The sequence below is a fragment of the Streptomyces sp. NPDC016309 genome (genome assembly GCF_043077235.1).
Taxonomy (GTDB): domain Bacteria; phylum Actinomycetota; class Actinomycetes; order Streptomycetales; family Streptomycetaceae; genus Streptomyces.
Genome location: NZ_JBIBSG010000003.1, coordinates 147921 through 168469 on the forward strand (window position 1 = coordinate 147921; position 20549 = coordinate 168469).

The 20549-nt window shown below is 75.2% G+C and carries 15 protein-coding genes and 1 pseudogene; 6 read left to right on the plus strand and 10 right to left on the minus strand.

The annotated features are described in order from the left end of the window. The first annotated feature begins 27 nt into the window (after positions 1–27). Together ACF068_RS08560 and mltG are read left to right on the plus strand one after the other, a co-directional pair. Complete coding sequence (locus ACF068_RS08560) at positions 28–1836, plus strand: ABC transporter ATP-binding protein (RefSeq protein WP_392273417.1); 1809 nt, start codon at positions 28–30, stop codon at positions 1834–1836. A gap of 395 nt (positions 1837–2231) precedes the next feature. Next, positions 2232–3092 (plus strand): endolytic transglycosylase MltG, encoded by an 861-nt coding sequence (gene mltG / locus ACF068_RS08565; RefSeq protein ID WP_392273418.1) that lies wholly within the window; start codon positions 2232–2234, stop codon positions 3090–3092. Positions 3093–3135: 43 nt separating this feature from the next. On the opposite strand, the gene ACF068_RS08570 is transcribed toward mltG, so the two are convergent. The 4 genes from ACF068_RS08570 to ACF068_RS08585 all read right to left on the minus strand — a co-directional run bounded on the left by ACF068_RS08570 (position 3136) and on the right by ACF068_RS08585 (position 8578). Continuing rightward, complete coding sequence (locus ACF068_RS08570; RefSeq protein ID WP_392273419.1) at positions 3136–4245, minus strand: NAD(P)-binding domain-containing protein; 1110 nt, start codon at positions 4243–4245, stop codon at positions 3136–3138. A gap of 194 nt (positions 4246–4439) precedes the next feature. Next, positions 4440–5969, minus strand: coding sequence for an aldehyde dehydrogenase family protein (locus ACF068_RS08575; protein ID WP_392273420.1), 1530 nt, complete (start codon positions 5967–5969; stop codon positions 4440–4442). Beyond that, positions 5966–7387: a 2-oxoadipate dioxygenase/decarboxylase family protein gene (locus ACF068_RS08580; RefSeq protein WP_392273421.1), complete on the minus strand. Its 1422-nt coding sequence runs from the start codon at positions 7385–7387 to the stop codon at positions 5966–5968. Before ACF068_RS08580 ends, ACF068_RS08575 begins: the two co-directional genes overlap by 4 nt. Positions 7388–7396: 9 nt before the next feature. Continuing rightward, positions 7397–8578, minus strand: coding sequence for an NAD(P)/FAD-dependent oxidoreductase (locus tag ACF068_RS08585; RefSeq protein ID WP_392273422.1), 1182 nt, complete (start codon positions 8576–8578; stop codon positions 7397–7399). A 289-nt stretch (positions 8579–8867) separates the two neighbouring features. On the opposite strand from ACF068_RS08585, the gene ACF068_RS08590 reads away from it, so the two are divergent. After that, positions 8868–9290, plus strand: a complete 423-nt coding sequence (locus tag ACF068_RS08590) for a YjbQ family protein (RefSeq protein WP_392273423.1) — start codon at positions 8868–8870, stop codon at positions 9288–9290. A 75-nt stretch (positions 9291–9365) separates the two neighbouring features. After that, the gene (locus ACF068_RS08595; protein WP_392273424.1) at positions 9366–10586 is read left to right on the plus strand and encodes a damage-control phosphatase ARMT1 family protein; all 1221 of its coding nucleotides are present in this window, start codon (positions 9366–9368) and stop codon (positions 10584–10586) included. Positions 10587–10635: 49 nt separating this feature from the next. Here ACF068_RS08595 and ACF068_RS08600 read toward each other — a convergent pair whose 3' ends face one another. After that, a complete protein-coding gene (locus tag ACF068_RS08600) occupies positions 10636–11619 on the minus strand; it encodes a 2-hydroxyacid dehydrogenase (RefSeq protein WP_392273425.1) in 984 nt (327 codons plus the stop codon). Beyond that, entirely contained in the window at positions 11616–12785 is a 1170-nt protein-coding gene (locus tag ACF068_RS08605) for a lactate 2-monooxygenase (RefSeq protein WP_392273426.1), read from the minus strand. The genes ACF068_RS08600 and ACF068_RS08605 overlap by 4 nt, the downstream gene beginning before the upstream one ends. Positions 12786–13000: 215 nt before the next feature. Here ACF068_RS08605 and ACF068_RS08610 point away from each other — a divergent pair. Then, positions 13001–14277 (plus strand): annotated as a pseudogene (locus ACF068_RS08610) (ATP-binding protein). 3 nt (positions 14278–14280) lie between these two features. On the opposite strand, the gene ACF068_RS08615 reads toward ACF068_RS08610, so the two are convergent. The 4 genes from ACF068_RS08615 to ACF068_RS08630 form a co-directional block, all read right to left on the minus strand. Then, positions 14281–14556, minus strand: a complete 276-nt coding sequence (locus tag ACF068_RS08615) for a DUF2087 domain-containing protein (RefSeq protein ID WP_392273427.1) — start codon at positions 14554–14556, stop codon at positions 14281–14283. A 248-nt stretch (positions 14557–14804) separates the two neighbouring features. Next, positions 14805–15503, minus strand: a complete 699-nt coding sequence (locus tag ACF068_RS08620) for an HAD family hydrolase (RefSeq protein ID WP_392273428.1) — start codon at positions 15501–15503, stop codon at positions 14805–14807. A gap of 88 nt (positions 15504–15591) precedes the next feature. Then, positions 15592–16077, minus strand: coding sequence for an Lrp/AsnC family transcriptional regulator (locus ACF068_RS08625; protein ID WP_392273429.1), 486 nt, complete (start codon positions 16075–16077; stop codon positions 15592–15594). Positions 16078–16114: 37 nt separating this feature from the next. Then, positions 16115–18559 carry an MMPL family transporter gene (locus ACF068_RS08630; protein ID WP_392273430.1) on the minus strand — a complete coding sequence of 815 codons (2445 nt, stop codon included), beginning with the start codon at positions 18557–18559 and terminating at the stop codon, positions 16115–16117. Between the two features lie 311 nt (positions 18560–18870). Between ACF068_RS08630 and ACF068_RS08635 the strand changes: the two genes are divergently transcribed. Beyond that, positions 18871–20385 carry an FUSC family protein gene (locus ACF068_RS08635; protein WP_392273431.1) on the plus strand — a complete coding sequence of 505 codons (1515 nt, stop codon included), beginning with the start codon at positions 18871–18873 and terminating at the stop codon, positions 20383–20385. Positions 20386–20549 lie beyond the last annotated feature (164 nt).

Consider the following 20549-nt stretch of genomic DNA (forward strand, 5'->3'; position numbering starts at 1 on the left):
TGTACCTCTGTACCTTCGAAGGAGCCCATGCGCATCCACGCCGAGTCCACCTGGACGCCACCCCCACCCGATCCGGAGCAGCCGCCGGTCCCGATCCGGCGCGTCCTCCGGCTCTTCCGTCCCTACCGCGGCCGGCTGGCCGTGGTCGGCCTGCTCGTCGGCGCCTCGTCGCTGGTGTCGGTCGCCTCGCCGTTCCTGCTGCGCGAGATCCTGGACACCGCCATCCCGCAGGGCCGTACGGGCCTGCTCACCCTGCTCGCCCTCGGCATGATCCTCACCGCCGTGGTGACCGGCGTGTTCGGGGTCCTCCAGACGCTGATCTCCACGACGGTCGGCCAGCGGGTCATGCACGACCTGCGGACCGCCGTGTACGCCCGGTTGCAGCGCATGCCGCTGGCGTTCTTCACCCGCACGCGCACCGGTGAGGTGCAGTCCCGCATCGCGAACGACATCGGCGGGATGCAGGCGACCGTCACCTCCACCGCGACGTCCCTGGTATCCAACCTGACCGCCGTGGTCGCCACCGTCGCCGCGATGCTCGCCCTGGACTGGCGGCTGACGATCGTCTCGCTGCTCCTCCTGCCGGTCTTCGTCTGGATCAGCCGCCGGGTCGGCCGCGAGCGCAAGCGGATCACCACCCAGCGGCAGAAGCAGATGGCGGCCATGGCCGCCACCGTCACCGAGTCGCTGTCGGTGAGCGGCATCCTCCTGGGCCGGACGATGGGCCGCGCCGACTCCCTGACCAGGTCCTTCGCCGCCGAGTCCGAGCGGCTCGTCGCACTTGAGGTGCGCTCCTCGATGGCCGGCCGGTGGCGGATGTCGACGATAGGCATCGTCATGGCCGCCATGCCGGCCCTGCTGTACTGGGCGGCCGGGCTGGCCCTCCAGGCGGGTGGCCCCGCCATCTCCATCGGTACGCTCGTCGCCTTCGTCTCGCTCCAGCAGGGCCTGTTCCGCCCCGCCGTGAGCCTGCTGTCGACCGGCGTGGAGATCCAGACCTCCTTCGCCCTGTTCCAGCGGATCTTCGAGTATCTGGACCTGCCGGTGGACATCACCGAGCCCGAGGACCCGGTCCGGCTGGAGGAGATCCGCGGCGAGGTCCGCTTCGAGGCCGTCGACTTCCGGTACGACGCCAACGGCGGCGAGACGCTGAGCGGCATCGACATCACCGTGCCGGCGGGCGGCAGCCTGGCCGTCGTCGGCCCCACCGGCTCCGGCAAGTCCACCCTCAGCTACCTCGTCCCCCGGCTGTACGACGTCACCGGCGGCCGCGTCACGCTCGACGGCGTGGACGTCCGGGACCTGGACTTCGACAGCCTCGCCCGCGGGATCGGCGTGGTCTCCCAGGAGACCTACCTCTTCCACGCCTCCGTCGCCGAGAACCTCCGCTTCGCCCGGCCGGACGCCACCGACGAGGAGATCGAGGCGGCCGCGCGGGCGGCCCAGATCCACGACCACATCGCCTCGCTGCCCGAGGGGTACGACACCCTCGTCGGCGAGCGCGGATACCGCTTCTCGGGCGGCGAGAAGCAGCGTCTGGCCATCGCCCGGACCATCCTCAGGGACCCGCCGGTCCTCATCCTGGACGAGGCGACCAGCGCGCTCGACACCCGCACGGAACAAGCCGTGCAGCAGGCGATCGACGCGCTGTCGGCCGGCCGCACCACCCTCACCATCGCCCACCGGCTCTCCACCGTTCGCGGCGCGGACGAGATCGTCGTCCTCGACGCCGGGCGCGTGGCCGAGCGCGGCACGCACGAGGAACTGATGGAGCGCGACGGCCGGTACGCCGCCCTGGTCCGTGGGGACACGGAATTGGAGCCGGCCGTGTCCTGACCCGCCCGCCGTCGTGCTCACGGTGGCGGTACGGGCGGACGCGGCGGCGCCGCCGCTCCCTGGGACGGGGGAGCGACGGCGCCGGGCGGACGGTCCCTCAGACGAGCCAACCGATGAAGTGGACGAAGCCGGCGAGCAGGTCGGTGATGACGTTCATGAGGTGCGTTCTCCTTGGTTCCGTACAGGTGTGGGACTGCGCGGTCGCGGTCTGCAGCCCGTCGCTCGCGCACCGTAAGCATCATGCGTCGCGCATGGACCGGTGCGGGAAACCCCTGGCGATCATGCGTTCGGGCGAACATCCGAGCCCGTGTTCGCCTGTTCCGTTCGCCCTGTCGAGTGACCGCAAATGTCGGAATTGCCGGATTATCTGCCTGTGTCGGGTTAGCGTGCACCGCATGGTGAACGAGTCCCCGCACGGCGGCGCGCCCCGGCGCGGACGGCCCCGTATGACCCGACGCGGCCGGCTGGCCCTGGGCGCCGGCCTGGCCGTCATCGTGGCCGCCGCGGTGCTGGTGCCGCTGCTGCTGCTCAAGGAGCCCCCCGCGCCGCCGCCCCCGGAAAAGCCGACGATGCTGCTCGTCCCGGAGGGCTGGCGGGCCGGCCAGGTCTACGAGGCGGTCGACAAGGCCCTCAAGGTGCCGCCCGGCACCACCCGGGGCGTCGCCGTGAGCGGGAAGCTGAAGCTGCCGGCCGACGCGCGGGGCAACCCGGAAGGGTTCCTCTTCCCGGCCACGTACCCGGTCTACAAGAAGACGACCCCGCGCGGTCTGCTCGACTACATGGTCAGGACCGCGCGCGAGCGGTTCGGCACGGGCCGCGTCACCGCCGGTGTCCAGCGCGACGGGGTGAGCCTCTACCGGACGGTCACCATCGCCAGCATCGTCCAGGCCGAGGCGGACACCCCGGAGGACATGGGCAAGGTCGCCCGTGTCATCCACAACCGGCTCGCCCAGGGCATGGCCCTCCAGATGGACTCGACTCTCAACTACGGACTGGGCCGCTCCACGCTCGACACGTCGCACGACGACACGCGGATGGAGCACCCGTACAACACCTACAACCGGCAGGGGCTGCCCCCGACGCCGATCGCCAACCCCGGCGAGCAGGCCATGCACGCCGCGGTCGACCCGCCGCCCGGCGACTGGCTCTACTTCGTCACCGTCCGGCCCGGTGACACCCGCTTCACCGCCGACTACGCCGAACACCAGCGCAACGTCCAGGACTTCAACGCCCAGCGCGCCACCACCCCCAACTGAGCCGCTCGGGCGGGTCCGGGGTGGCCGGTCCGCGGCCGCGGCGTCATACGGCCGCGGGCGCCGGCGTCCGGGCCAGCAGGCGGCGGATGTCACGGGCGGCCGCGCGGCCGGCGCGGTTGGCGCCGATGGTGGACGCCGACGGGCCGTACCCGACGAGGTGGACCCGCTCGTCGCGCAGGGCCCGGGTGCCGTCCACGCGGATCCCGCCGCCCGGCTCGCGCAGCCGCAGCGGGGCCAGGTGCTCGATGGCCGCCCGGAAGCCGGTGGCCCACAGGATGACGTCCGCGTCCAGCGTCCGCCCTCCGCCGGGCCCCTCCCCGTCCCAGGCCACGCCCGTCGGGGTGATCCGGTCGAACATCGGCAGCCGGTCCAGGATCCCCCGCTCGCGCGCCCGCCGGGTCGCGTCGTTCAGCGGCAGGCCGGTCACGCTCACCACGCTCCGGGGCGGCAGTCCGCGCCGTACCCGCTCCTCCACCAGGGCCACCGCCGCGCGGCCCTCCGCCTCGCCGAACGGGCCCTCCCGCCACACCGGCTCCCGGCGGGTCACCCAGGTGGTCTCCGCCGCCACCTCCGCGATCTCCATCAGGTGCTGCGTCCCCGACGCGCCGCCGCCCACCACGATCACCCGCCGGCCGGCGAACTCCGCCGGCCCCGGGTAGTCCGCCGTGTGGAGCTGCCGCCCGCGGAAGGTCTCCTGTCCCGGGTAGCGCGGCCAGAAGGGCCGGTCCCAGGTGCCCGTCGCGTTGACCAGCGCACGGGTGGCGTACGTCCCCTCCGAGGACTCCACCAGCAGGCGCCCGTCCGCCCCCTCCCGTACGGCCGTGACGTCGACGGGCCGGTGCACCCGCAGCCCGAACCTCTCCTCGTACCGCGTGAAGTACCCGCCGATCACCTCCGACGACGGACGGCTGTCGTCGGCCCCGGTCAGCTCCATGCCGGGCAGCGCGTGCATGCCGTGGACGCGGCCGTACGTCAGGGTCGGCCAGCGGAACTGCCACGCGCCGCCCGGCCGGGGCGCGTGGTCCAGGACGACGAAGTCCCGGTCCGGTCGCAGCCCGGTGCGCCGCAGGTGGTAGGCGGCGGACAGGCCCGCCTGACCCGCGCCGACGACCACCACGTCCACGGGCACGGCCACGTCCCCAAGATTGTTCATGTTTCTACCAACCGGGGCGGGGGCGTGGATCTTCCCGCCATGGCCCGCCGCCCCGGTCCGGACGGCCGTAACGGGTCCGGACGGCCGAAACGGGTCCGGACGGCCGTAACGGTCCGGACGGCCCTGACGGTCCGAACGGCCGTGACGGTCCCGACCGCCGCCCCGGTCCCGACGGCCGCCCCCACCGTCACCGGCTACAGGAAGTGCACCCCCTGCGCCAGTGGCAGGTCGTCCCCGTAGTTCACCGTGTTCGTCGCCCGCCGCATGTACGCGCGCCACGCGTCCGACCCCGACTCGCGCCCGCCGCCCGTCTCCTTCTCGCCGCCGAACGCGCCGCCGATCTCCGCCCCCGACGTGCCGATATTGACGTTGGCGATGCCGCAGTCCGAGCCGTCGGCGGCCAGGAACCGCTCCGCCTCCCGCTGGTCGCGCGTGAAGATGCTCGACGACAGCCCCTGCGGGACGTCGTTGTGCAGGGCGATGGCCTCGTCCAGGGTCCGGTGGGTGAGCACGTACAGGACGGGCGCGAAGGTCTCCCGCCGGACGACGTCCGTCTGCGCCGGCATCCGCACCACCGCCGGCCGCACGTACGCCGCGTCCGGAGCCGCCTCCGCCAGCACCCGCTCCCCACCGGTCAGCACCTTGCCGCCGTCCGCCTCCGCCTCCGCCAGCGCCTCGGTCATCGCCCGCAGCGCCCGCCCGTCGACCAGCGGCCCGACCAGCGTCCCGTCCGCGAACGGGTCACCCACCGTGAGCTGCCCGTAGGCGTGGACCACCTTCTCCACCAGCCGGTCCGCCACGTCCTCGTGGACGATCAGCCGCCGCAGCGTCGTGCACCGCTGCCCCGCCGTGCCCGCCGCCGAGAAGACGATGCCCCGCACCGCCAGGTCCAGGTCGGCGGACGGGGTGACCACGGCCGCGTTGTTGCCCCCCAGCTCCAGCAGGCACCGCCCGAACCGGGCGGCCACCCGCGGCGCCACCTCCCGTCCCATCCGCACCGACCCGGTCGCACTCACCAGCGCCACCCGCGGATCGTCCGCCAGCCGCTCGCCCGCCTCCCGGGCCCCGACGACCAACCGGTGCACCCCGGCGGGCGCGCCCGCGTCGGCGGCCGCCCGCGCCAGCAGCGCGTCGCAGGCCAGCGCCGTGAGCGGCGTCAGCTCCGACGGCTTCCACACCACCGTGTCACCGCACACCAGCGCCACGGCGGTGTTCCAGGCCCACACCGCCACGGGGAAGTTGAACGCCGAGATCACCCCCACCACGCCCAGCGGGTGCCAGGTCTCCGACAGCCGGTGGCCGGGCCGCTCGGACGCCATCGTCCGCCCATAGAGCTGGCGCGACAGACCGACCGCGAAGTCGCAGACGTCGATCATCTCCTGCACCTCGCCGAGCGCCTCCGAACGGATCTTGCCCGCCTCGACGGTGACCAGCTCCGCGAGGTCCTCCTTGTGCCGGGCCAGCAGCTCACCCAGCCGCTTGACCAGCGCCCCGCGTACCGGCGCGGGTACCGTGCGCCACGTGCGGAACGCCTCCGCGGCCGCCCCGACCGCCGCGTCGACGTCGCCGGGCGAGGCGGCCGGCATCCGGTACAGGACACCGCCCGTCACCGGCGTGCGCGACACCACCCCGTCCCCGGCGCCGGGCGGCCGGGCCCCGCAGCGCAGCAGCGCGCCCTCGGCGCGGGCGCGCAGTTCCTCGGTGGTGGGCAGCGACGTGGTCATACGGTCTCCTCGGGAAGGTGGACGCGGAGGTGCAGGTCGAGTGCGTGCAGCGTGCGGGCCAGCGAGTCGTCCCGCCGGGCGGCACAGAGGGCGAACGGATCGTGCACCGGGCGTTCCACGGCCCCGGCCAGCCAGGCCGCGTCGTACGCGGTGCCCGCTCCCGCGCCGGCGTGGCCCGCGTCCCGCGCGTCGGCGACCCCCGGACGCCCGTCCCGCGCGCCTGCGCCGACCGCGCGCCCGTCCCGGTCGAGGTTCGACCGGAAGATCCCGGCCGCCGAGCGCGGCAGGAAGTCCTCGTACACGACCGGCCGCGCGGTGACCCAGCCGCCGTCCAGCAGCCCCGCCAGGTCGCCCGGCGGCCGTGCGCCGTCCCGGCGGCGGCCGGGGACGGGCTCGTACGTGAAGAACCCCAGCCCCCGGACGGCCAGTTCGCGTTCGGTGCGCGGAAACCGGTCGGCCCAGACCCCGGCCGGCTCGGCGACCAGCTCGTCGTACAGGGCGCGACCCGCCGGCGTGAGGGCGATGCCGCGCGCCTCCACCTCGCCGAACCGCACCCGCAGCGACCCGTGCGTGACCCGCCCGTCCGGCTCGCGGAACGCGCGCGGCTCGGCGAGGGCCCGGAACGACGTCTGGCGCAGCAGCACATCGGGGCCGTCCCAGCGCGGCGGCCCCTGGATCCGGTCGATCATGGCGATGCCCCGGCCGGTCATGCGGCGGTACAGCTCGTCGATGTCCAGGACGCGGGGCGTGAGGTGGTTGATGTGGGTGCTGCCCACTCCGCCGATGTCGGCCGCGACGGGCGAGACCCGCTCCAGCTCCCGGTACCAGGCCCGGTCGACCGGCTCCGGCGACAGCTCGAACGCGGCCACCGCCAGCGTCAGGAACCGCTCCGCCGCCTCCTCCGGCAGCCCGCCCTCCCGCTCACCGAGCGCGGCCAGCTCCAGCAGCTCCGGCGGGAACAGCTCCCGCCGCTCCAGGAAGGCCGTCAGCCGCGCCCGGAGGTCCGCGTCGAAGTACCGCGGGTCGTCACAGGTCAGCAGCGAGGTGAACACCCGGAACGGATTGCGCTCCAGCTCCTCGGCGCCGACGGGCCGGAAGGCCGTCGACACCACCGGTACGGAGCTGCCGGCGGCGTCCCGCAGGTCGTAGAAGCCCACCGGCTCCATCCCCAGCGCCGCGAACACCCGGGCCGCCTGCCGCAGTTCGCGCGGCGTGCCGACCCGGATCGCGCCGTGCCGCTCGGCGGTCACCCGCTCGATGCTCCCGAGCCGCTCCGCCGCCGCCCCGCTCGTCCTCCGTACGTCGTCGTTGACCTGACCCGCGACCTCCAGCAGTGTCGTGTACGCCGGGACTTCGGCGCCGTACATGTCGGAGAGCCGACGGGCGAACGCGGCACGCAGCCGCCAGGCGGGAACCATGCGAACTCCTCAGATGATGTGCGCCTCCGAGCGCACCCCGGTGGCGGCACCCTCGAAACGGCCGGCGGTCAGCGGCCCCACGTCCACGAACGGCGTACGGCCGAGGTACAGGTCCCGGACCACCTCGCCGACGGCCGGTGCCTGGAGGAAGCCGTGGCCGGAGAACCCCGTCGCGTACAGGAACCGGCCGACCCCCGGTGCCTCGCCGATCAGCGCGTCGCGGTCGGGCGTCATCTCGTACAGGCCCGCCCAGCCGCCGGTCACCGGCACGTCCACGAGCGCGGGCGCGCGCCGGGCGGCCGCCCGGCGGAAGAGGTCCAGCCACCCGTCGTCGGCCTCGCGCCCGAAGCCCGGCTCCTGGCGCGGGTCGGACAGGCCCAGCACCAGGCCGCCGGCGCCGTCGGAGTGGAAGTACAGCGTGGAGCCGTAGTCGAGGGTGAACGGCACCCGCGGCGGCGCCGGGTCCAGTGGGCCGGTCAGAGCGATCTGCCGCCGCAGCGGGGTGACCGGCAGGTCCACCCCCGCCATCGCCCCCACCGCCCGCGACCAGGCGCCCGCCGCGCACACCACCGTCCCGGTGCGGACCGTCCCGGCGGTCGTCCGCACCGCGCGCACCGCCCCGCCGGACGTCTCGATCCCGGTCACCGCGCAGCGGGTCACCACGGTCACGCCGAGCGCGGCGGCGGCCCGCAGGTAGCCGGCGACGGCCGCCCGGGGCAGCGCGTACCCGTCGGCGGGGGAGTGGGCGGCGGCCACGATCGAGGACGGGTCGACGTACGGGCACAGCGCGTGCGCCTCGCGGGGACCCAGCAGCCGGCTGGGCACGCCGTACGCGCGCTGCACCTCGATGCCCCGGCGGAACGTCTCCACCTCGGCCTCGTCCGCCAGGAGGAAGAGGTAGCCGACGGTCTCCAGCCCCACGTCCGCGCCGGGCCGGTCGCCGAACGCCCGCCACGCCTCCAGACTCCGCTGCCCCAAGCGGACGTTGAGCGGGTCCGAGAACTGCGCCCGGACCCCGCCGATCGGCTTGCCCGAGGACCCGGAGGCGGGCGTGTCCCGCTCCACCAGCAGCACCCGCCCGGCCCCCGCCTCGGCCAGGTGGAAGGCGATGCTCGCCCCGACGACCCCTCCGCCGACCACCACCACGTCGGCGGAACCGGGCAGCACCACGTCGGCGGAACCGGGCAGCACCTCCCCACCGGCCCGGCCCCGACCCCCCACCGCCCCCGACGCACCCCGCGTCCCCGACGCCCCCGAGGCCCCCCGCGTCCCCACCGCCCCCGACGCACCCTGCGCCCCCCGCGTCCCCGACGCACCCGGTGTCCCTGACGCGCCCGACGTCTCCGACGTACCCCACGGACCTGACGCACCGTTGATCGCCATGCCCCCATCGTGACCGCCGGTGCCCCGCCGCGTCCATGGGGCCTCGCCGGACCCGCCGGCTCCCGGAACGGCACCGCGGCGGTGACACCATGGGGGCATGAGCGACGCATTCACCACCCGTACGCTGCGCATCACCACCGGGAACCGGGAGACCGTCCACGACCTGACCGGCGCCTGCGCCGCCTTCCTCCGGGAAGCGGCGGCCGGCCGGGACGGCCTGCTGAACGTCTTCACGCCGCACGCCACGACGGGCGTGGCGATCCTGGAGACCGGCGCCGGCAGCGACGACGACCTCCTGGCGGCCCTCCATACCCTCCTCCCCGCCGACGACCGCTGGCAGCACCGCCACGGCAGCCCCGGCCACGGCCGCGACCACGTCCTGCCCGCCCTGGTCCCCCCGCATGCCACGATCCCGGTCGTGGGCGGCGAAATGGCGCTGGGCACCTGGCAGTCGGTCTGCGTGGTCGACACCAACAAGGACAACCCGGACCGCCAGGTGCGCTTGAGCTTCCTCGGCTGACCGAGCCGATCAAGCGTCGGCGCGGACGGACGGGGATCATGACCACATGAGCGACATGCGAAGGGTCTGGGCCCCATGAGAGAGAAGACCTCCCGCGCCTCGGGCAAAGAGGCCGTTCGCGACGCCGGCCCGGCCGGCGCTCCGGTCGTCCTGGGCGACGAGCCCGGCTCGTTCGCCCGGAGCGTGCTGGCCGAGCGCCACCCCGCCCTCGTCCGGCAGGTGCGCGACGCCTTCCCGTACGGCCGTCGGCAGCACGCGGCCCTCGACGCCCTGCTGGACGAGACCGCCAACGGTGCGGTCGAGCCGCTCGGGCCCGCGGCACACGACCACGAGCGCTGGGCGGCCTGGGGGCAGGGGCACTTCGGGCGCTCGTGGTACGACGCCCCGTTCCTGTGGGCGGAGAGCTACTTCTACCGCCGGCTCCTCGGCGCGGTCGGGTACTTCGATGACGGTCCGTGGCAGGGAATCGATCCCTTCGCGCCGTTCAAGCGGGCGGAGCTGCGAGGCGACGCGGTGGAGGAAGAGCTGCGGGCCCTCGACGCGCTCGCGGGCGCCGCGGCCGGGGAGCGGGCCACGGCCCTCCTGCACGCCTCCCTCTGGGGCAACCGCGCGGACCTCGGCTTCCGGGTCTCCGCGGGGGAGCCGGCCGTGGCCGACGCCGCGGTCCCGGCACTGGTCGCCGACGACAGCGCCACGTTGTGGCAGCTCCTGCCCGCCGGCGCCTCGGCCACCGTGGCCGTGGTGGCCGACAACGCGGGACGTGAACTGATCCCCGACCTCGTCCTCATCGACCACCTCCTCGCACACGGGCACGCCGAGCAGGTCGTCCTCCACGTCAAGCCCCATCCGTACTACGTCTCCGACGCGATGACCGCGGACGTCGTCGACTGCCTCCGCCGCCTCACCGAGGCACCCGGCGAGGCCGGCCGGATCGGCGGCCGACTCTGGCAGGCCATGGCCGGGGAAAGCCTGGAGGTCCGCACCCACCCGTTTTTCTGCGCCCCTCTGCCGTACGAGGAGATGCCCGAGGACCTGCGGAAGGAGTTCGCGACAGCCACGCTCACCATCCTGAAGGGCGACCTCAACTACCGGCGCCTGGTGGGGGACAGGCTGTGGCACCCGACCGTGCCGTTCGCCGGGCGCACGGCCCACTTCCCCGGACCCGTCGCGGCGCTCCGCACCCTGAAGTCCGACGTCATCGTCGGCCTGGAGCAGGAAACGCTGCACGCCCTCGAACGGTCCGGGGCCGCCTGGCGTACGAGCGGTACCCACGCGCTGATCCAGGTGCGTCCGTAGCACGGCGCGGGGGTGGCTCCCGCACGACCTTCCCCTGGCCGGCCGCCCGTCACTCCTCCGGGACCACGTCCCGCGGCGGCTTGCCGGCCAGGTGGTCGGTGACGTTCCGGACGGCGGCGAGGGCGATGCGGACCACCGTCTCGCGGGTGACGCCCCCGGCGTGCGGGGACAGCACCACGTTCGGGGCCTTGAGCAGGCGCAGGGACGCCGGGGGCGGTTCGGGGTCGAAGACGTCGACGCCCGCTCCGGCGAGGCGGCCGGCTTCCAGGGCGTCGGCGAGGGCGTCCTGGTCGACGAGGGCGCCGCGGGCCGTGTTGACGACGAACGCGGAGGGCTTCAGCAGCGCCAGCCGCCGGGCGTCGAGGAGGTGACGGGTGTCCTCGGTCAGCGGGGCGTGCAGGGTGACGTAGTCCGAGGCGCGCAGCAGCTCGTCGAGGCCCACGTACCGGGCCCCGCCCAGGCGTGCCTCCGTCTCGGGCGGGAGGCGCCGGCGTCCCGTGTACAGGACGTCCATGTCGAACGCGCCGGCCCGGCGGGCGACTTCCGCGCCGATGCGCCCGAGACCGACGATGCCGAGCGTCTTGCCGCACAGCTCCGTGAGGGACTGCTGGAGGCGCGGCAGCGCCCAGTCGCCCTCGACGAGCGCGGCGTGGGCCGGGACCAGCCGTTTGGCGAGGGCCAGCATCAGCGCGAACGTCTGCTCGGCCACGGCCCGCCGCTCGGCGTCGCTGGAGCCGATCGTGCAGACGGGGACGCCCCGCGCGCGGGCGGCGGCCACGTCCACGCGGTCGTGGCCGTGACTGGCGCACTGGACCAGCTCCAGCCGTGGCGCGGCGGCCAGGTGGGCCGAGGTCACCGGGGCCAGGGCGGTGATCACGACATGGGCCTCGCGCAGCGCCACCGGGTCCTCGCCGGTCGACTCGACCACCGTGACCCGGGCGTGCCCGGGGAGCACCGAGGCGAGCGCGGCGCCGGCGGCGCGGCCGCCGACGTGGGGGGCGACGACGGCGAGCACGTTCCGGGGGGCGGTCACGCGGTCTCCTCGACGAGGTCGTCCCGGCCGGGGCCGGCGGGGGTGGAGTGCCCGGACAGGGCCAGGGTGAGGTCCAGTTCGGCGAGCAGGCAGCGGATCACGTGCTCGACGCCCGCCTGGCCGTCGAGCCCGAGCCCGTACGCGTACGGGCGGCCCACCAGGACCGCGTCGGCGCCCAGGGCGAGCGCCTTGAAGATGTCGTCGCCCGTCCGGACGCCACTGTCGAACAGCACGGCCAGCCGGCCGTCTGCGGCCTCGGCGACCCGGGGCAGCGCGTCGGCGGCGGCGACGGCACCGGCCACCTGCCGGCCGCCGTGGTTGGACACCACCACGCCGTCCATGCCCGCCTGCGCGGCGCGCCGGGCGTCGTCCGGGTGCAGGACGCCCTTCAGCACGATCGGACCGTCCCAGTTCTCCCGCAGGAACGCCAGGTCCGGCCAGGTCTTGGCCGGATCGGCGAACATGCCGACGAAGTGCGCCACCGCAGCGTCCGGGTCCTCCTGCACCGGCTTGGCCAACCCCGCCAGGAACGCCGGGTCGGTGAAGTAGTTGGCGGTGCCCACGCCGTGCAGGAAGGGCAGGTACGCCTGGTCCAGGTCGCGCGGCCGCCAGGCCAGCAGCGGTGTGTCCAGCGTGACGAACAGCACGCTGCACCCGGCCGCCCGGGCCCGGCCCAGGAACGACCGGGTGACCTCCCGGTCCCTGGCCCAGTAGAGCTGGAACCACCGCTCGGCGTCGCCCATCGCCTCGGCGACCTGCTCCATGGGCGTGCTGGACGCGGAGGACAGCACGAACGGCACGCCCTGGGCGGCGGCGGCCCGCGCGGCGGCCGGCTCGGCGTCCGGGTGCATGATCGACAGCACGCCCACGGGCGCGAGGGCGAGCGGCGCGGGCAGGTCCCGGCCCAGTACGCGGACCGACAGGTCACGCTCGTGCACGTCGCGCAGCATCCGCGGCACGATCCGCCGCCGCTCCAGCGCCGCCCGGTTGGCGGCCACCGTGCTCCCGCTGCCCGCGCCGCCCGCCACGTAACCGGCCGGGCCGGGGCCGAGGCGCCGCTCGACCAGTTCCTCCAGGCGCGTCAGATCGGTGGGCAGCCGCGGTACGGCGCCGGTGGTCCCGTTCAGGTAGATCTCGTACTGGAAGTCCGCCCAGTGCTTCGCCATGCCTCGTACGTCCCGTCGTCGGTCGCGGAGATGGTGCGTCACCGCGATCCTGGCGGCGCCCGGGCACCGCGTCCACCGTCATGCGGCCGCCGATGCGCTCACCACAACGTCCAGGACGTCGTAGTCACCCCTCCGCCCTTGTGCACCTCGGCACAGGAACCGGCCGGTGCGCGGCTTCTAGCCTCGCCGGAACAGCACGACGAGGGGTGGTACCGGTGAACTGGCTGATCCACGACTACCGCGAGAGCGATCTCGCGGCGGTCGTCCATCTGATCGACACCACGGCCGAGCTCGGACAGGAGTCCGTCTTCTCACTCGCCGAGTGCATCGGCGCGCTGACGAGCCGTCAGCCCGCGGTGGTCGCCGTCCACCAGGGCGTGCCCATCGGGGCGGCGCTCGGCTGCGTGGCGGGGGAGCGCGCGTGGGTGATGCGCATCGCCATCTCCCCGGCCTGGCGCGGCAGGGGGCTGGCGAGCGCGCTCCTCGTGGAACTGGAGCGGCGTCTTGTCGCCGCCCGGGTGGGGCGGATCGCCTACGTCCTGCCCGAGGAGGAACTCGTCGGCGAGGGGCTGCTCAACGCCGGCTACACCCGTCAGCCCGCCGTGGCCTACTTCGAGAAGGTCGAGCCGCTGCACGGGCCCGCCGCCAACGTGCTGGAGGACCTCGGCGGCGGCTTCCCGCCGGCGACCTGTGGGCCGGGGTGGCCGGCATGGAGGCGGAGAAGGACCTCATCGAGCGACGGGTCGTCCTGCCGCTCGCCCAGCCCGAACGGGCCGCCCGGCACGGAGTCCGGCCACCGCGCACCATCACCCTGTTCGGGCCGCCCGGCACCGGCAAGACCACCTTCGCCCGGGCCATCGCCTCCCGGCTCGGCTGGCCCTTCGTCGAGCTGCTGCCGTCCCGGCTGGCCGACGGGGGCAACCTGGCGGCGGCGCTGCGCAGCGCGTTCGCCCGGATCTCCGAGCTGGAGCGGGTGCTCGTCTTCATCGACGAGGTGGAGGAGATCGCCCCCGTACGCACCGAGCCCGCGCAGCCCGGCGGCATGCACGGGGTCACCAACGAACTGCTCAAGCTGATCCCCCGCTTCCGCGAGGGCGACGAGCGCCTGCTGGTGTGCGCCACCAACTCCGTACGGTCCCTCGACCCGGCGTTCCTGCGCCCCGGCCGGTTCGACTACCTCATCCCGATCGGTACGCCGGACAGGGCCGCCCGCGCCGCGATCTGGTCCCGGTACACCGACGGCCGGCCGGACGTGGACGTGTCCGCCCTGGTGGCCGCCAGCGACCTGTTCACCCCGGCCGACATCGAGCACGCCGCCCGGATCGCCGCCCAGGCCGCCTTCGAGCGGGACCTCGGCGACCAGGAGCGGTCGCGGACGCCCGGCGCGGGCACCGAGGACTACCTGGCCGCCATCGCGCAGTGCCGGCCCACCGTGACGCCGGAGATGATCGACCGGTTCGGCGCGGACATCACCGCCCACGCCCGGTTCTGACCGCTATCCGGCTCGCCGGTAGGCGGCGCCGTCCCGGGTGCGGGTCAGCATCCCGCCGACCACCAGATAGCGGCGCAGCGCGGAGCAGTCCTCGTGCACGGTGCGCAGGGCCGCGTTCACCTCGGGCTCGGTGTACGACCGGTCCCGCTCGAACAGCGTCTCGGTGAGGTGGACCAGCAACTGCTCGCGGCGGGCCGGCTTGCGCGGAATGGCCGTCAGGCGGCCTCGGGAGAAAAGGGCGGCCACATCACGTGAACCGCCCGTCATCGCTTCGGACATGACGGGCAGCCTCCCCCGCCCCGCCCCCGCCGGGCAACGTGTTTTCGCGGCAGGAGCGGGGACGGCTCACGCCGGGCGACGACAGCCAGGGGCGGGGCTCCGGGCGACAGCGGCCACGGGCGGGGCTCCGAGGACGGCCCCGGGGTGCGAACGGCGTGAGGTCCGCCGCTCATGACGGCCTTGGGTGGGAACGGCGTGGTCCGCCGCTCCTGACGGCCCCGGGCCCCGCCGGGTCCGGTCGCCGGCCGTCAGCGGCGCGCGTCCGGGCGGCCCGCCATCACGAAGTCGTACGCGGCCGCCGCCGTGAACTCCGCCTGCCCGCCGCGCATCAGCAGCTCCGCGCCGCCGAACGCCGGGTCGTCGGCCGTGCCCGGTACGTACGGCACGGCGATGCACCGCATGCCGGCCGCCCGGGCCGCCGCCGCGCCCGGCGGGGCGTCCTCCAGGACCACGCAGTGCGCCGGCTCCACCCCGAGCCGCCGCGCCGCCTCCAGGAACACGTCCGGCGCGGGCTTGCCCCGCTCCACCTCCTCGGCCGAGACCAGGGTGGTGAGGTAGGCGTCCAGCCCCGTACCGCCGAGGACCGCCTCGATCGCGGTGCGCGACGAACCGGACGCGACGGCCATCGGCACGCCCTCCGCGTGGAGGCGTTCCACGAACGCCCGCATCTGCGGGAACACCTCCGTCGCCGCGCGCGCCAGCTCCAGGTAGTACCGGTTCTTGCCGGCCAGCAGCTCGTCGACCGGTGCCTCGATCCCGTACTCCTCCCTGAGGACCTCCAGGGTCTCGCGCGTCCCGATGCCGATGAAGTCGGTGTGGCGGTCCCAGCCGAAGTCCGTGACCCCGTAGTGCTCCAGGAGCCGGCGGCCCGCCTCGTAGTAGTTCGGCTCGCTGTCGACCAGTGTGCCGTCGAGATCGAAGACGACCGCGACGCGGGAGGTGCTCATGCCCCCAGCATGCCAAGCCCCCGCGCGCCCCCGGCCATCGCCGCCGCCGTCCGTCGCCGCCGCCCGTCGGGCGCCGCGGACCGGTCGCTCAGCCGCGCTGCGGACCGGCCGCCCGGCCCACCGCCTCCACCAGCGGCAGCAGCCGGTGCGGCACCCGTTCCCGCAACGCCATCTCCGTACGCGTACGCACCACACCGGGGAGCTGGATCAGCCGCTGGATCACGTCCTCCAGGTGCCCGTTGTCCCGGGCCACGACCCGGGTGATCAGATCGCCGCCGCCGGTGATCGAGAACGCCTCGACGATCTCGGGAACGGCGGCGAGCGCGTCACCCACCTCGTCCAGGTGCCCCTGGGTGACCTCGATGTGCACGAACGCCAGCACCGGGTGCCCGAGCGCGGCGGGGGAGAGGACCGGCCCCGTCCCGGTGATGACCCCCTCCCGCTCCAGCCGGTCCAGCCGTGCCTGGAGGGTGCCGCGCGCGATGCCGAGGATCCGCGCGTACTCCCGCACGCTGGTGCGCGGCTGCTCGATCAGCAACCGGAGGATCCGGGTGTCCAGCTCGTCCACTGCCATGGTCCGTCGCCCCCTGTTGGTACGGCACTTCCACCGTTCACGGTACCAATGGCCCATCCCGCCCCGGCCGGCTCCGCGGCCGCGCGGGCGTCCACCAGTTGGCGCGGCCGGCCAGCCGCATCACGGCCGGGACGAGCAGGCCGCGTACCACGGTCGCGTCCAGGACGGCGGCCAGCGCCAGCCCCACGCCCACGGCCTTCAAAAAGACCAGCCCGGAGGTCGCCAGCGCCACCATGACCACCGCCAGGATGGTGGCCGACCAGGTGAAGAGCCGGGCGGTGCGGTCCAGGCCCACGGCCACCGCCGTCTCCGTGTCCGCGCCCGCCCGGTGCTCCTCCACGACGCGGGACAGCAGCATGCACTCGTAGTCCATCGACAGGCCGAAGGCCACGCAGAAGGTCACCACCGGAATCTGCACGTCGAGGGACCCGGTCGCCGCGAAGTCGCCCACCAGCCACCCCAGGTGCCCCCTCTGGAAGACCAGGACCAGGGCGCCGAACGTGGCACAGAGGCTGAGGGTGTTCAGGGCGAGGGCCTTGACGGCCAGGACGGGCTTCCGGGTCAGCCCCAGCACCAGGACGAACATGGACGCGCCCACCAGGGTCAGGGCGAGCGGCAGCCGCTCCCCGACCGCCCCGCGCACATCGGCGACCCTCGCGCCGGGCCCGCCCACCCACGCGCGTGCGGGCGCCGGCACGTCACGGATCGCCCCGACCCGGTCGGCGTTGGCCGGGTCCCCCGCCGCCCCGGCCGTGACCACCGACAGGTACGCGCCCCCGGCGTCCCGGTGGCGCGCCACGAAGCGGGCGGAGGCCGGCGACGGGCGGGCGCCGCGCCGTCCCTCGCGGTAGGTCCCGGTGGCCGTGTCCACCCGCCGCACGCCCGGCACGGCGGACACCCGGCGCGCGTAGTGGTCCAGCGCCACGGCCCCGGGGCGGGCGCGGGCGTCCAGGTCCGGCAGGACGACGGTCGTGACGTCGACCGGCGGGTCGGCGAAGTCCCGCCGCAGCGCCGCCCCCACGCCCCCCGCGGCGGTGCCCGCGGGCAGCACACGGTCGTCGGACACCGCGAACCGTACGCCGGCGAACGGGACGGCCAGCAGCACCAGCAGGCACGCGACCGGGACCCCGGTGACCAGCGGCCGCCGCATCACCAGGACGGCGACCCGCCCCCACCCGCCCAGGGGCGTTCCGCGGCCGCCGGGGCCCGCCCGGTGACCGCCCGGCGGCGTGGCCCTGTCCGGCCGGGGGCGGCGCCACCGGGCGAACACGTCCAGGCGGTCCAGCCGGTCGCCCAGCATCGCGAGCACGGCCGGCAGCACCACCAGGCTGCCCACGGCCGCCATGACCGTCACGGCCACGCCCGCGCAGCCGAGCGAACGCAGCAGCGGGTGCGGGAAGACGAGCAGGGCGGCCATGCTGCACGCGACGGTGCCGGCGGAGAACGCCACCGCCCGCCCGGCGGTGCGCAGGGCGGTGTGCAGGGCCCCGGCCGTGCCCGCCCCGTTCGCGCGCTCCTCGCGGTACCTGCTGACGAGGAACAGGCTGTAGTCGATGGCCAGGGCGAAGGCCAGGGCGGTGCCGATGTTGATCGCGTACACCGAGACCTCGGTGTGGTCGGCGAGCCTCCGCAGCAGCGCCGTGGTGCCGAGCGCCGCGAACACCCCGACCAGGACGGGCAGCGCGGCGGCCACCAGGGAGCCGAACACCAGCAGCAGGAGGGTCACGGTGACCGGCAGGGCGACCAGCTCGCTCCTCCGCGCGTCACGGGACGCCTGGCGGGCCACCTCGACGCGGGTGGCCGCCTCGCCCCCGGCCGTCACCTCCAGGGGCCCGAACCGTCCGGTCACGCCGGGCACCACCCGCTCGGCGGTCCTGCCGCGCTCGTGGTCCCCGCCGCGGAGCCAGGCCAGGACCAGCGCGCCGCGCCCGTCCCGGGCCCGCAGGGCCGGCATCCGCCCGGTGCTCCAGTACGAGCGGACGCGGACCACCCCGGGTTCGGCGGCCAGCCGGCGCTCGACCGCCCGGGCCGCCGCGACGACCGCGGGGGCGTCCACGGGGGCCAGGGCGGCCGCACCCGGAACGGCGGCCGGGGCGGCCGCGCCCGGGGTCCCGTGCGTGCGGGTCACCGGGGTCCCGTGCGCGCGGGCCACCGGGGCCCCGTGCGTGCGGGCCAGCAGCACCATCCCGGGCCTGCCCTCCTTGAAGTCCCGCCGGAGGACCTCCTCCGCGCGCAGCGACTCGGCCCCGGGCGGCACGATGCCTCCCGAGGACAGCCGCTCGGCCACCCCGTGCCCTCCCACCGCCGCCAGTGCCATCAGCAGCAGCGCCACGACGCACACGAGCCGCCGGTGGCGGACGGCGAACGGCGCGGGCGTGCCGCCGCGCCGGCGGCTGGTGTCGATCCCGTCGCCCCCGCCGGGCGGAGGCACAGGCTCCGGCGGCCGGCCGGGTACCGGGCCGGACCTCGTCGTGCTCGGCATGCGCACTCCCCTCGTACGGGCTCCCGCGGCCGGCGCGGGCGCCGGTCAGGCGGACGACCTGCTTCCGCCTTTCTCCATCGGCCGGGGCCGCCCGCCGCCTTGAGTCGGCCGGTGCACTGGCCCATTGGCCCGCTCGGTCCCGTACCGCTGTCGATGCACCTGGGCCAATGGCCCTGTCGGCTGCGGTTGAGTTGAGCCATCGGGCTGGAAAGTGGTGTCATGGGGGCGTCGATGGCGCTGCGGATCCCGTGGCGCCTTTTTCATGCCGGAACGCCGGAAGGCGCCGGACGTGTCGAAAGGGGCGGGAAACTGTGCTGAAGAGGGTGTTCGTGGCTCCGGATCCGGGCCGGCTGCGGTTGCGCGGCGCCACCCGGGCCGTCCTCGGCATCAGCGTGGCGGTGACCGTGTGCGGGCTCGCCGGACACTCCCTTGCGGCGGCCATCACCGGTGGCCTGGCCGCGCTCCTCGCGCTCTTCACCGTCACGGACGCCTCCGTGCGGGCTCAGGCGGTCACCACCGCCCTGCTGCCCGCCGTCGGGTTCCCCGTGCTCGCCCTGGCCGCCGTCCTCCACGACCACCCGGCCGCCCGGGACGCGGCCTTCCTCGCCGTCCTGGGGGCCGGGGTGTACGCCCGCCGCTGGGGGCCGCGCGGACACTCCCTCGGCGTCTTCGCGTTCATGACGTTCTTCGTCACGCAGTTCCTGCACACGCTGCCCGGCCAGCTCCCCGAGCTGTACGCGGCGGTCGCGCTGTCCCTGCTGTCCTCCTCGGCCGTCCGCTTCGGCCTGTGGTGCTACGAGCGGCGCCTGCCCCCGCCCCCGGCGCAGCCGCCGGCCGAGGGGCGCGGCCTGGCCCGGGCGACCACGCGCCAGGCCGTCCAGGCGACCGTCGGCGGAGCCGTCGCGCTGGTGATCGGCCAGATGCTCTCCGGGGACCGGTGGTACTGGGCCGTCGGCGCCACCTGGTGGATCTTCGTCAACACCACCTCGCGCGGGGAGACGCTGGTCCGCGGCTTCCGCCGGGTGCTCGGCACGCTGATCGGCATCGCCGTCGGGCTGGTGGTGGTCGTCCCGCTGGACGGCGCCGTCGTGCCCACGGCCGTCCTGGTCGCCGGGTGCGTGTTCGGCATCTTCTACACGGCCGCCGTCTCGTACACCTGGATGATGCTGTCGGTCACGCTGATGGCGGGGGCGCTGTACGGGCTCCTCGGCGTGCTCGACCCGGCCCTCCTCGCGCTGCGGGCCATGGAGACCGGTGTCGGGGCGCTCGGGGCCGTGCTGGCCGTGCTCTTCGTCCTGCCCATCACCACCCACGCGACCACCGACGCGTGGATCCAGCGCGCCCTGCGCTGCGTCCACGTCTGCACCGCGGAGGCCGCCGCGCGCCTGTCGGGGACGCCGGGCGCCGACCCGTCCCCGCACGTCACCGAACTGGAGGCACTGCTCGGGCGGGTACGTCTCTCCCTGGCGCCCCTGGTGCACCCGCTGAGCCCGCTGCGGGCCCGCAAGGCCCGGGCGCGGCAGGTCCTCGCCCTGCTCGACGCGTGCGCCCGCGAGGTACGGGGCCTGGCCTCCATCGCGGCCGACCCCGAGGCCTCCCACGACGCCCGGCTGGCCGCCGCCTGCTGGCGGGTGGAAACGGCCGTGGAGGCGCTCACCACGCCGGAGAGGGCCCGCGAGGCCCGCACGGCCCCCGCCGACGTCCCGCGCGCCGCCGGGCCCGCCACCGAACCCGCGCTCGCCCACCTCCACAGCCTGGAGCGCGCGCTCACCGAGCTCGCCACCCCCCTGCGCACCTCCCCGCGCGAACCGCTGATCGGCGCGTAGCCGCGCGCCGCTCCCCGCCGCGCACCGCGCACCGCTCCCGTCTGCGGCCCGCCGCCGCGCCCCGCCCCGCCCGCCGCTCCCCGCCCGCCGCCACGTTCCGGTCGGGCGTGATCACGCCACCCGCGACGCCGTTGGTCTAGACCTGCTAGCGTCGGGCGCGCACC